This window comes from Bradyrhizobium sp. DOA1 (assembly GCF_001593325.1).
GTDB lineage: Bacteria > Pseudomonadota > Alphaproteobacteria > Rhizobiales > Xanthobacteraceae > Bradyrhizobium.
Genome location: NZ_JXJM01000001.1, coordinates 6434081 through 6446567, shown reverse-complemented (window position 1 = coordinate 6446567; position 12487 = coordinate 6434081). Strand labels below are relative to the sequence as shown.

General features: G+C 66.1%; 12 protein-coding genes. 9 read left to right on the top strand and 3 right to left on the bottom strand.

Features of this window, described 5'->3' with window-relative positions; all coding sequences use genetic code 11:
• Nucleotides 1–33 precede the first annotated feature (33 nt).
• Nucleotides 34–666: a J domain-containing protein gene (locus SE91_RS29820; protein ID WP_061850197.1), complete on the top strand. Its 633-nt coding sequence runs from the start codon at nt 34–36 to the stop codon at nt 664–666.
• Nucleotides 667–896: 230 nt separating this feature from the next.
• Here SE91_RS29820 and SE91_RS29815 read toward each other — a convergent pair whose 3' ends face one another.
• Nucleotides 897–1991: a citrate synthase/methylcitrate synthase gene (locus SE91_RS29815; protein ID WP_061850196.1), complete on the bottom strand. Its 1095-nt coding sequence runs from the start codon at nt 1989–1991 to the stop codon at nt 897–899.
• Between the two features lie 81 nt (nt 1992–2072).
• Between SE91_RS29815 and SE91_RS29810 the strand changes: the two genes are divergently transcribed.
• Nucleotides 2073–3290, top strand: a complete 1218-nt coding sequence (locus SE91_RS29810; protein WP_061850195.1) for a citrate synthase family protein — start codon at nt 2073–2075, stop codon at nt 3288–3290.
• 25 nt (nt 3291–3315) lie between these two features.
• Here SE91_RS29810 and SE91_RS29805 read toward each other — a convergent pair whose 3' ends face one another.
• A complete protein-coding gene (locus SE91_RS29805; protein ID WP_061850194.1) occupies nt 3316–4245 on the bottom strand; it encodes a LysR family transcriptional regulator in 930 nt (309 codons plus the stop codon).
• 125 nt (nt 4246–4370) lie between these two features.
• Here SE91_RS29805 and SE91_RS29800 point away from each other — a divergent pair, with 125 nt between their 5' ends.
• Nucleotides 4371–4973 carry an NADPH-dependent F420 reductase gene (locus SE91_RS29800; RefSeq protein WP_061850193.1) on the top strand — a complete coding sequence of 201 codons (603 nt, stop codon included), beginning with the start codon at nt 4371–4373 and terminating at the stop codon, nt 4971–4973.
• Nucleotides 4974–5075: 102 nt separating this feature from the next.
• Entirely contained in the window at nt 5076–5393 is a 318-nt protein-coding gene (locus tag SE91_RS29795; protein WP_349541054.1) for a nuclear transport factor 2 family protein, read from the top strand.
• Nucleotides 5394–5413: 20 nt separating this feature from the next.
• Here SE91_RS29795 and SE91_RS29790 read toward each other — a convergent pair whose 3' ends face one another.
• Complete coding sequence (locus SE91_RS29790; RefSeq protein ID WP_061850192.1) at nt 5414–6073, bottom strand: DedA family protein; 660 nt, start codon at nt 6071–6073, stop codon at nt 5414–5416.
• Between the two features lie 298 nt (nt 6074–6371).
• On the opposite strand from SE91_RS29790, the gene cobS reads away from it, so the two are divergent.
• The 5 genes from cobS (at nt 6372) to SE91_RS29765 (ending at nt 12405) form a co-directional block, all read left to right on the top strand.
• Nucleotides 6372–7370: a cobaltochelatase subunit CobS gene (gene cobS, locus SE91_RS29785; RefSeq protein WP_060734587.1), complete on the top strand. Its 999-nt coding sequence runs from the start codon at nt 6372–6374 to the stop codon at nt 7368–7370.
• A gap of 160 nt (nt 7371–7530) precedes the next feature.
• Nucleotides 7531–9432: a cobaltochelatase subunit CobT gene (cobT, locus tag SE91_RS29780; RefSeq protein ID WP_061850191.1), complete on the top strand. Its 1902-nt coding sequence runs from the start codon at nt 7531–7533 to the stop codon at nt 9430–9432.
• Nucleotides 9429–10532, top strand: a complete 1104-nt coding sequence (locus SE91_RS29775) for an esterase-like activity of phytase family protein (RefSeq protein ID WP_061850190.1) — start codon at nt 9429–9431, stop codon at nt 10530–10532. Before cobT ends, SE91_RS29775 begins: the two co-directional genes overlap by 4 nt.
• 137 nt (nt 10533–10669) lie before the next feature.
• Nucleotides 10670–11782 (top strand): NADH:flavin oxidoreductase/NADH oxidase, encoded by a 1113-nt coding sequence (locus SE91_RS29770; protein WP_061850189.1) that lies wholly within the window; start codon nt 10670–10672, stop codon nt 11780–11782.
• A 215-nt stretch (nt 11783–11997) separates the two neighbouring features.
• Complete coding sequence (locus tag SE91_RS29765) at nt 11998–12405, top strand: hypothetical protein (RefSeq protein WP_061850188.1); 408 nt, start codon at nt 11998–12000, stop codon at nt 12403–12405.
• Nucleotides 12406–12487 lie beyond the last annotated feature (82 nt).

Here is a 12487-nt window from a genome sequence, read left to right as displayed (position 1 = left end):
GAAGGTTTTTGCATTGCGTAGTCAAAGTCAGCCATGCCGATCGATTCATCAAAATTCTTCGACTCCATCCGCGTGAAGCCGCGGGGCAAGCAGCCGGAAGTGAAGCCGCGTGACACCGTGGCCGCTTGCGAGTGGGCCGGCTGTCAGAACAAGGGCGCGCATCGCGCGCCGAAGGGTCGCGAGAACCAGCGCGAGTACTGGCACTTCTGCCTCGACCATGTGCGCGAGTACAACCAGAACTACAATTTCTTCTCCGGCATGAATGCCGATGCGGTGGCGCGCTACCAGAAGGATGCGCTGACCGGCCATCGCCCGACCTGGAAGATGGGCGCCAATGGCGGCAAGAAGGGTGCGGAAGCCGAGATCGACATGGCCTCCGATCCGTTCAGCATGTTCAGCGAGATCAACGGCCGCGCTAGCTGGCGGAAGGGGCCGGAGGCCGAGCCCAAGGCCGAGACGCGCAAGGTGATGAACGCCGAGCGCAAGGCGCTTCAGGTCATGGGCCTCGGCCCCAGCGCCACGCTCGCCGACGTCAAGACCAAGTACAAGGCGCTCGTGAAGCAGCACCACCCCGACGCCAATGGCGGCGACCGCTCCACCGAGGATCGCCTGATCGAGATCATCAAGGCGTATAATTATCTGAAGACGGTGGTGCGGGAGGCGTAGGGCCTCGCGCTCGCTGCATAGGGGCGAGGAACCTCGGCGCCACACCCTCGGTGTCGTCCCGGACAAGCGAAGCGCAGATCCGGGACCCATAACCCCAGGGAGAGGTTTGGCGAAGACTTGCAGTGAAGCCGTCTTCCCGCGGTACTCTCACTTAAGTTCATCGATAGATCACGCGGTATGGGTCCCGGCTTTCGCCGGGACGACATGGTGTTGCGCCGTGCTATCGCGCCTCACGCCTCTGGCATCGCCCCCACATACGACGAACTCGGCCGGATCAGCCGCCCGGTCCGCTGCTGCTCGCGCGCATGCGCGGTCCATCCCGCGACGCGCGCCACCGCGAAGATCGGCGTGAAGGCCTGCCTCGGGATCGTGAGTGCGTCGAGAAGGATCGCGGTGAAGAACTCGACATTGGTCTCCAGCGGCCGCTCCGGATTCTTCTTGCGCAGCGCCGAGCGGATATAGGCCTCGACCTCGCCGGCAAACGGCAAATCGGTGCCGTTCGACGCCAGTGCCTCGACCGCGGACTTCAGCACGTCCGCGCGCGGATCGCGCACCCGATAGATGCGGTGGCCAAAACCCATCATCCGCTCGCCGCGCGCCAGTGCCGCATCGACCCATGGCTGGATGCGCTCGCGCGAGCCGATCGCATTCAGCATTTCCAGCACCGGCTCCGGCGCCCCGCCATGCAAGGGGCCGGTGAGCGCGCAATAGCCTGCGGTGACGGCGGCAAACAAGTCAGCTTGCGTCGAGGCCACCACGCGCGCGGTGAAGGTCGATGCATTCATGCCGTGGTCGCTGGCGGTGACGAGGTAGGCATCGAGCGCGGTGACTTCGCGTGTTGCAGGCGCGCGCCCATGCAGCATGCGGAGCGTATCGGCGGCATGGCTCGCGCTGCGATCGGGCACGACCGGCTCGAGTCCCTTGGCGCGGCGGGCTAGCGCGCCCGCAATCACCGGGAACGCGCCGACGATGGTGGCCTCGTGCTCGAGGCCGTGGTCGGCGCGAAGCCCCGCGACGGCCGCGCGAAACCCGTCGACGATGCTCATGCCCTGTGTTGCCGGCAGCAGCTCCGGCAAGCGCGCGAAGGCGCGCTCCCGCGCAGCGCCCAGGCTCGCCCGCACCTGAGCTTCGCTCAAGGCCGTCTTGCTGGCGCCGTTCCAGAGCCGGGCGGTGACGCCCTCGAAGCTCGATTTGGCGGCGAGGCTGCCGACATGCTCGCCGGCGATGATCAGCTCGCCGCGCTCGCCGTCGACATGGCTCAGCACGGTCTCGGCTGCGGGGACGCCGTCCAATCCGATCTGGCTTTTGGTGAGGTGGATGTTCATGGCCCAATCTCCTTTGCGCTGCACCCAGCGGCAGGGTCGGGCCTCTCGACAGATTGATCAATCTTGATTACATAAATCAATATGAAAAATTCCAACGAGCTTTACCTCTCCGCTCGGGAGGCCGCCGCCGAACTCGCGATCTCGCCGGCCACGCTCTACGCCTATGTCAGCCGCGGTCTGATCCGCTCCGAACCCACGCCGGACTCGCGGAAGAACCGCTACCGCGCCGAGGACGTCCGCGCGCTGAAGGAGCGTCGGGTGCCCTCGCCCGAGCCGCGGGGCCTGCGGAGTTTCGACGCCGACCTGCCGGTGATGGATACGGAGATCTCGACCATCACCGAGGAGGGCGCGATCTATCGCGGCGTCAACTGCCTCGATCTCGCCGAGAACGACACGCTGGAGCACGCGGCCACGCTGCTGTGGGACGTCTCCGGCGTCGATCCGTTCGCGCCTGACAATCTGCCCCTTCTGTCCGAGGAGATGCGCACGATCGGTCAGGCCGCGCGCCGGGCCGCTCCGATCGACCGCGCCATTGCCGTGCTCGCGCTGGCCGCGAGCGCCGATCCCCGCGCTTTCACCCGCGCGCCCGATGGCCGCGCGCTGGTCGGTGCGCGCATCGTCCGCCTGCTGGTCGGGACCATGCTCAATGCGGAAGCCTCGGCCGAGCCGCTGCATCAGCAGGTGGGACAAGCCTGGGCGGCGGACAACAAGCATGCGTCCGATCTGATTCGCCGCGCGCTGGTGCTGCTCGCCGACCATGAGCTGAACGCCTCGACCTTCACCGCGCGCTGCGCGGCCTCGACCGGCCTCAATCTCTATGACTCCGTGATCGCCGGTCTCGCCGCGCTGAAGGGGCCCAAGCATGGCGGCGCCGGCGTGCTGGCCTCGCAGCTCGTGAAGACGCTGATCGATCGTGATGTCGAGCCGATGGTACGCGAGCGCGTCGCGCTCGGCGAGCGTTTTGCCGGCTTCGGCCACGGCGTCTACAAGCGCGGCGATCCCCGCGCCCAATCGCTACTGAACGCCTTGTCGCGCGCCGGCGCGCCGCGAAAGTTCACCCGCGAAGTGCCGGAGCGGATCGCGGAAGCCACCGGCGAGTTCGTCAACATCGACTATGCCCTCGCCGTGCTCGTGCACGCCCTGCGCCTGCCCGCCGGCAGCGAGCTCGCGCTGTTCGCCATGGCCCGCAGCGTCGGCTGGATCGCCCATGCCAGCGAGCAATTGCAGTTCGGCAAGTTGATCAGGCCAAGGGCGAGGTATGTGGGGCCGGCGCCGGGGAGGCGGGTGGCTAAGGATTAATGTGCGGAGGGCCCACACATGCGTGTCAGCCCAAGCTTCCGGCGAACCGCTCGGCGAGCCTGTTCTTCCTGAATGCGTCCGCGACCCAGTCCACGAAAGCTCTCGTCTTTGCCGGCACGAGCTTGCGCGATGCATGGTAGATCGAGATCGCGCCGGCGTCGCAATACCAGCGCGGCACCAGGCGGACGAGCGACCGATTTTCGAGCGCGGGAAGGATGTCCGCGGTGGCGAGCATGGCAACTCCCAGGCCCAACAATGCAGCCTCTCGCATTGCTGCGGGATCGTTGACCACGAAGGATTGAGACAGCACCGCCTCAACCTCCTGGCCCGAAACATCGCGCATCGACCAATGACGGATGCGTCCCGTCTGCAGCGAGCGCATGACGATGCCGTCCAGTGCGGCTAATTCGTCCGGCCGGATCGGTGCTAGACGACCGGCCATGTAGGCCGGCGACGCCACGGCGACGATGTGGGCAGGTGCAAGGGTTCGGCTGACGAGACCCGGTAACAATTCGAATCCGCCTCCGATCGCTGCGTCGTAGCCTTCGCCGACCAGATCCACCTGACGATTCTCGAAGTGCCACTCGGGGCGGACGCGCGGATAGCGCGCCAGAAAGCCCGGAAGAAGCGGTAGGATGTGGGATGTGCCGAATGTCGGTGGCAGGCTGACCTTGAGAAGGCCCGCCGGCTCCTCACTTCCAGTCGATATTCCGGCGATGGCTGCCTGGAGCCCCTCAAGATTGCCGGCAATCGCCGCGCGAAACGTCTCTCCGGCCTCGGTCAGCGTCAGCTTCCGCGTCGAGCGATGAAACAGGCGGACACCGAGATTGCGCTCCAGCATGGCGACGTTGCGACTGACGGCCGCGGGCGTCAGCGAGAGCCGTCGGCCAGCTTCTGAAAAGCTGCCGCATTCAGCGCTGCGGATGAAGGATTCGAGATTCGCCAGCGTTTCCATGAGCTCATTTACAAGCGATCATTGAAAATCTTACGACCGATACACGCCTAATCAAAGGGGAATGTTTGCGTCATCTCTACGCCATCGGTCAGCACGGCTGATCCCAACCACTTCGGAGTTATTCCATGTCCACCATCGGCATCATCGGCGCCGGCAATATCGGCCGCGCCATCGCTCAAGCGCTGTCGCGCAGCGGCATCCCCGTGACCCTCTCCAACAGTCGCGGTCCTGAAAGCCTGGCCGCAACCGTGGCCGAGATCGGTCCGCTCGTGACCGCTGGCACCCGCGAAGAGGCGGCCGCCAGGGACATCGTGTTCGTCGCAGTCAACTGGTCCAAGCTGCCTCAGGCGCTCGCCGGGCTGCCGCCGTTCGGCGACCGCATCGTCGTTGACACCAACAATCCGATCGAGGCGCCCTTGTTCAAGCCGGCTGACCTCGGCGGCCGCGCCTCGTCCGAGATCTTTGCCGATCTGGTGCCCGGCGCGCGGGTGGTGAAGGCCTTCAATCATCTCCTGGCGCAAATCCTCGCAAGCGACCCGGCGAGCGACGGCGGCAAGCGTGTGTTGTTCTATTCGGGAGATGACGCCGGTGCGAAAGCAGCCGTCGGCGCACTGATCGATCGGCTCGGGTTCTTTGGCATTGACCTGGGCTCGCTCGCGATCGGAGCAAGGTTGACCCAGTTTCCGGGCGGACCGCTTCCGGCGCTGAACCTGGTCAAGATCGGCTGATGAATCGTAGATGGTCGCCGACAACGAGAGATGACGAAAGGCTGCAAGATGACAACCGACAATATCGATTTCGACCATCTGCTTCGGTCGAACCTGGAGCGCGTGTTCAACGAGCGGGACGATGACAAGCGGCGAGCCGCTGTCGCGGAGCTGTTTGTTGAGGCCCCAATTATGTACGAGTCGACGAACATCGTTCGCGGACAGTCGGAGATATCGCGCGTCGCCGGAGAGCTTCTCAAGCAGTTCGGGCCGGCATTCAGGTTCGTGCCCGATGGCGTCGCGGTCGGGCATCATGGCTTGGGGCGGCTGGCTTGGCACGGCGGTCCCGAGCTTGGGCGCGTCGCAGTGACGGGAGCCGACGTGGCTCTCGTCGAAGGCGGCAGGATCTCGCGGCTGTGGGTGTTGCTCAATCCGAAGTGAAAGGAGGTCGCGCCGCCGGACTAGCTCTGCGGCTTCGACGCCTTGGCTTCGCTCGCGTTCCGGCGCCGGATGATCCAAACGGTCAGGCCCAGCACGATCGCTGCGCCGACCACCGTCAGGATCCAGATGTGCTTGCCGATATGCGCGTGATGATGCAGCCCGGCATATTCGTGCAGGGCCGACACCGCCAGCACGCCCGGCAGCACATGGGCCGGCGCCCAGGTCAGGATCGCCGGGATGTTCACCGCGTAGAACTTCGCCGGCGCCATCCCCAGCGCTCCCGCCGTCACCGGCACGAAGGCGCGGATCGGCGGCACGAAGCGTGCGAAGAACACCGCCCAGGTGCCGAAGCGGTTGAAGAAGCTTTCGCTCTGCGCGACCACACGCGGATAGTTCGTCAGCGGCCAAGCGGTGAGGATCTCGCGTTGCCGCCGGTGCCCGATCCAATAGGCCGACCCGTCCCCGAGCACCGCGCCGAGCGCGGCCGCCAGCAGCACCCATGGCAGCTTCAATTCGCCGCCCGGGACCAGCGCGCTCAGCGCCAGGATGATGGTTGAGCCGGGGATCACTGAGCCCACCACCGGAACGGCTTCGAGCAGCGCCGCCAGGAACAGGGTCAGATAGGCCAGCCACGCATGGGCCGAGACGAAGGCGATGAGGGGATCGAGGAAGGTTGTCACGTCGTCTCAATGGTGGGGCTGGAGCAGCGAGAGTCAGACCCTACATAGGCAAGCATATGCGGCAACAGTGCCATTTCGGCCGGCAGCGAGGTTACCCCGCCCGAAATTCGGGCGTGATTCGCAAGGCAGCCCTCCAAAAACTGCGTTCCTTGCCTATCTAAATGAAAACACAACGGAACTTTGATTGGTGGCCGGGCTTCTGCCGGCAACGCGTCTCTGATAGGTTGATTTTCAGCACCCAGCCGCAGCCAACGTGCGAATAACCGGTTTCGGGACCGCCCGGGACCTCGGAGGATTGATGACGACCGCCGCCCTGTCCAAAGTTGAGGAAGTTTCCGGTCAGCCCGACATGAAGGTGTCGGTGCGCCAGGTGTTCGGGATCGACAGCGATCTCGAAGTCCCCGCCTATTCCGAAGTCGATCCTCACGTGCCCGAAGTCGATTCCGACTATCGCTTCGACCGCGCCACCACGCTCGCCATTCTCGCCGGCTTTGCCCGCAACCGCCGCGTGATGGTGACCGGCTATCACGGCACCGGCAAATCCACCCATATCGAGCAGGTCGCGGCGCGGCTGAACTGGCCCTGCGTGCGCGTCAACCTCGACAGCCACATCAGCCGTATCGACCTCGTCGGCAAGGACTCCATCGTGGTCCGCGACGGCAAGCAGGTCACCGAATTCCGCGATGGCATTCTGCCCTGGGCGCTGCAGAACAATGTCGCGCTGGTGTTCGACGAATACGACGCCGGCCGCCCGGACGTGATGTTCGTGATCCAACGCGTGCTTGAGGTCTCGGGCCGCCTGACGCTGCTCGACCAGAACAAGGTGATCAAGCCGCATCCCGCCTTCCGCCTGTTCGCCACGGCCAACACGGTCGGTCTCGGCGACACCTCGGGCCTCTATCACGGCACCCAGCAGATCAACCAGGGCCAGATGGACCGCTGGTCGATCGTCACCACGCTGAACTATCTCAGCCACGACGAGGAGGTGGAGATCGTGCTGGCCAAGGCCAAGCATTATCGCACCCAGGAGGGCCGCGACATCGTCAACAAGATGGTGCGCCTCGCCGACCTCACGCGCAACGCTTTCGCCAATGGCGATCTGTCGACGGTGATGAGCCCGCGCACGGTGATCACCTGGGCGGAGAACTCCGACATCTTCGGCGACATCGGCTTTGCCTTCCGCGTCACCTTCCTCAACAAGTGCGACGAGCTCGAACGTCCGCTGGTCGCCGAGTTCTATCAGCGCTGCTTCAACACGGAGCTGCCGGAATCCGCGGTGAACGTGGCACTGAGCTGAGGCTCTCTCGGTTGTCGTCCCGGCCTGGTGCGCAATTGCGCACGGGAGCCGGGACCCATCGCGGGATGTCTCGATCGAATCGACGCCGATAGTTTTTCTGACCCAACGACGGCCGGTGGTTATGGGTCCGGCTTTCGCCGGGACGACGGATCAAGGTGATATGACCACCTCCAACTCCAAATTCCGCAACAGCAAGGAAGCGCCGACCGAGCCGTTCAAGCGCTCGGTCGCCTCGTGTCTCAAGGCGATCGCCAAGGCGCCCGAGCTCGACGTCTCCTTTGCTGCCGAGCGCCCGGGGCTTGCGCCCGGCAAGGCGCGGCTGCCCGAGCCGGCACGCAAGATGACCAAGCGTGACGCCGCCATCGTGCGTGGTCATGCCGATTCCATCGCGCTCAAGCTCGCCTGTCACGATCCGAAAGTGCATCGCAAGCTGATGCCCGGCAATCCGCAGGCGCGCGGCGTGTTCGAGGCGGTGGAGCAGGCGAGAGTCGAGGCGATCGGCGCGCGCCGCATGGCCGGCGTCGCCAAGAATCTCACCGCGATGCTCGACGACCATTTCCACCGCGGCAAGTTCGACGAGATCACCGACCGCGCCGATGCGCCGCTCGCCGATGCGCTGGCGATGCTGGTGCGCGAGCGCCTGACCGGCATGGCGCCGCCGGCGGCCGCCAAGAAGATGGTCGATCTCTGGCGTCCCATTCTCGAAGACAAGATCGGCAGGCGGCTCGACCGGCTCGACGGCGTGCTCGAGGACCAGACCCGGTTCGGCGATGCCGTGCATGATCTGCTCTCGGCGCTCGAGCTCGGCGACGAGCGCAACGCCGACACCGAGGACAATGACGAGAACGAGGAGAACCAGGACGGCGACAACGACCAGTCCGGTGCCGAGGGCTCGCCCGATTCCGATGCCGCGCAGGAGATGAGCGCCGACCAGGCGCAGGCGACCAGCGAGGAGATGAGCGAGAGCGCGATGGAAAGCGCGCAGGCATCGACCTCCGACACCTTCGATGACGGCGAGCTCGGCGACGACGAGACGCCGGGCGAGGCGACGCGTCCGAATTCGCACGGCAAGAACGAGCCGCGCGGGCCGGAATACCACGCCTTCGCGCCGAAATTCGACGAGATCATCGCCGCCGAAGACCTCTGCGACCATGACGAGCTGGAGCGGCTGCGCGCCTATCTCGACAAGCAGCTCGCGCATCTGCAGGGCATCGTCGCCCGGCTCGCCAACCGCCTGCAGCGCCGCCTGATGGCGCAGCAGAACCGCGCCTGGGAGTTCGATCTCGAAGAGGGCATCCTCGATCCCGCGCGCCTGTCGCGCGTCGTCACCGATCCCTATCATCCGCTGTCCTTCATGCACGAGAAGGAGGCGACGTTCCGCGACACCGTGGTGACGCTGCTGCTCGACAATTCCGGCTCGATGCGCGGCCGCCCGATCACGGTCGCGGCGACCTGCGCCGACATTCTGGCGCGCACGCTGGAGCGTTGCGGCGTCAAGGTCGAGATCCTCGGCTTCACCACGCGCGCCTGGAAGGGCGGGCAATCGCGCGAGGCGTGGCTTGCCGCCGGCAAGCCGGCCAATCCCGGCCGCCTCAACGATCTTCGCCACATCATCTACAAGTCGGCGGACGCTCCGTGGCGCCGTGCGCGAAAAAATCTCGGGCTGATGATGCGCGAGGGCCTGCTGAAGGAGAACATCGACGGCGAGGCGCTGGATTGGGCGCACAAGCGCCTGCTCGGACGGCCCGAGCAGCGCAAGATCCTGATGATGATCTCGGACGGCGCGCCGGTCGACGATTCCACGCTGTCGGTCAACCCCGGCAATTACCTCGAGCGGCATCTGCGCCACATCATCGAGGAGATCGAGACCCGCTCGCCGGTCGAGCTGATCGCGATCGGCATCGGCCATGACGTGACGCGCTACTATCGCCGCGCGGTGACGATCGTGGACGCCGAAGAACTCGGCGGCGCCATCACCGAGAAGCTCGCTGAGCTCTTCAGCGAGACCAACACGGCGCCCACGCAAGCACCCGGTCGCCCGCGACGCAAATTGCATTCGTGAGCACGCATCGATCCCGCCGCAGCTTCGTCAGCCTCGCGGCGGCGGGATTCTCCACTCTCGCGCTGGCGCGCCTGGCGCAAGCCCAGGCGCAACTGCAGCCCGCGACCGAGCCGCCGCCGCGCCCGCTCCAGCTCGAGCACGCCGTCACCGCGCCCGTCAGCGTCGAGGTCAACGCGCGGACCATTGCCAATTTCGAGCCGCGTGACCGTTCGCGCACGCGTTTCGGCTCGCTGGATTTTCGCAGCGGCCTGGTGCTGACCTCGCCCTATCGCGGCTTCGGCGGCCTGTCCGGCCTCCGCTTCCTCGACGGCAAGGGCGAGCGTTTCCTCGCCATCTCCGACCAGGGCGGCTGGTTCACCGGCACCATCCGCTATTCCGGCCGCGAGATGGTCGGCCTCGCCGACGTCGAGGCCGCGCCGGTGCTGGGCGCGGACGGGCGGCCGATCACGGAGAAGCGGCTCTGGTACGACACCGAGTCGCTCGCGCGCGACGGCAACCTCGTCTATGTCGGGCTCGAACGCGTCAACCAGATCCTGCGCTATGATTTCGCCAAGGGCGGGACCGGCGCCCGCGGCGAACTGATCGCCGTCCCGCCGGCCTTGCGCAAGCTGCCCTACAACAAGGGGCTGGAGGCAATGGTCATCGTGCCCAAGGGGCAGGGACCGGGAAAGAGCCAGCCGCTCGCGGGCACGCTGATCGCCTTCTCCGAGCGCGGTCTCGATGCCGACGGCAACCTGCTCGCCTTCCTGATCGGCGGCGCGACGCCCGGCCAGTTCAGCGTGCGGCGCTCGGAGAATTTCGACATCAGCGACGCCGTGCTGCTGCCCTCGGGCGACCTCCTCATCCTCGAACGCAAATTCTCCTGGTTCACCGGCGTCAACATCCGCATCCGCGCTATCCCCTTGAAGTCGATCGGGCCAGGCGCCGTCGTCGACGGCCTGACGCTGTTCGCCGCCGATCTCGGCCACGAGATCGACAACATGGAAGGCATCGACGCCCACGTCACGGCCGACGGCGAGACCGTGCTGACGCTGATCTCCGACGACAATTTCTCGATGCTGCAGCGGACGCTGCTGCTGCAATTCACGTTGGTAGAGTAGGGGGGCGCTCCCCAGACGCCTGCGGCAATGCATGGCCCCGCGGTCCCCCATTCCCGCCGCGCAGCTAGCAATCCGCTGCCCGGCGACTACACTTCATGCAACTGCTTCCATTCCTTCCACCTTCCGGAACTCCCCGCATGTCCGTCTTGTTTTCCCCGATCAAGCTGCGCGGCCTGACGCTACAGAACCGCCTCGTGGTGTCGCCGATGTGCCAATATTCGGCCGATGACGGCGTCGCCACCGATTGGCACTTCAGCCACATCAACAATCTCAGCCTGTCGGGCGCGGCGATGTTCTGCATCGAGGCGACGCATGTCGAGGCGATCGGCCGCATCACGCCGGGCTGCCTCGGGCTCTACAGCGATGCCTGCGAGGCCGCGCTGAAGCCGATCCTGCATTCGGTGCGCAAGCATTCCTCCACGGCGATCGCGATGCAGCTCGCCCATGCCGGCCGCAAAGCGTCGAGCGCGCGGCCCTGGGACGGCGGGCAGCTGATCCCGGAAGGGCAGGGCGGCTGGCAGACGGTCGGCCCGTCGGCGGTGCCGCACAAGGAGGGCGAGGCCGCCCCGCTCGCGCTCGATGCCGCGGGCCTGAAGCGCATCCGCGAGGCCTTCGTCGATAGCGCCAAGCGCGCCGCGCGGCTCGGCATCGACGCCATCGAGGTTCATGGCGCGCACGGCTATCTCCTGCATCAATTCCTGTCGCCGATCTCGAACCGACGCACCGACGAATATGGCGGCTCGCTCGAAAACCGCATGCGCTTCCCGCTCGAAGTGTTCGACGCGGTGCGCAGCGCCTTCCCCGACGACAAGCCGGTCGGCATGCGGGTGTCGTCGACCGACTGGGTCGAGGGTGGCTGGGATCTGGCGCAAACAATAGAATTCGCGCGCGCGTTGAAGGCGCGCGGCGTCGACTGGATCGATGCCTCCTCCGGCGGCGTCTCGCCGTTGCAGAAGATCGCGCTCGGCCCCGGCTATCAGGTGCAGTTCGCAGACGCCATCAAGCGCGAGACCGGCCTGCCCACCATCGCCGTCGGCCTCATCACCGAAGGCAAGCACGCCGAGGAGATCGTCGCATCTGGCAAGGCCGACATGGTCGCGCTCGCCCGCGGCATGCTCTACGACCCGCGCTGGGCCTGGCACGCTGCCGCCGAGCTCGGCGGCGAGGTCGAGGCGCCGCCGCAATATTGGCGCTCGCAGCCACAGGCGCAAAAGGCGCTGTTCGGCAAGACCACGTTCGGGGCGCGGTAGCGGTACGTGTGCGGTTGCGGCGCGATGTCTGCGCTAAATAAACGGTCTCTTCCCGGGCCCCCGTGCGCAATTGCGCACCAGGCCGGGGACACCGTGTTCGTGGCGAGCCACGCATTGCGCCCCCACTGCGCTCACGTATCCGTAAAACTCCTCGCCTTCCGCCCTTCGCAAAACTGGCCTAACCTCCGTTCCCTCGAGGCGTCACGGAGGCCGGCATGCGTTTTGGTGTTCGCAAGACTGCCCATGTGTTCGAGCGTGTCGGCCTTGCGATGGCGGGGGCGGCGTGCGGGCTGTTCGTCGGCGCCTATGTCGGCTCGGCGATCGCCCCGCTCACCACGCAAGGCTTCCTGCTGGCGATGATGGTGCTTGGCGCGGTCGGCTTCTATCTCGGCATCGACACGCCGCAGCTGCCCTTCGACGACGCGCACAGCCAGATCGACGCCGCGGAATTCCTGAGCTCGGCCGGCACGCTGTTCGCCACGCTCACCGCGCTCGTCTCGGTCGCCGTCATCGTGCTCCGCCTCGATCCGCACATCGGCTGGACCTGGCTCGCTCTGCTCGGCTGGATCGCCGGCGTCGCCATGCAGATCGTCGCCGGCGCCAAGGCGCGGATGCGGAAGTGACTGTCTCTTCCTTCTCCCCTTGTGGGAGAAGGTGGCGCGAAGCGCCGGATGAGGGGTTTGCTTCCGCGAATTCAGCTGTGAA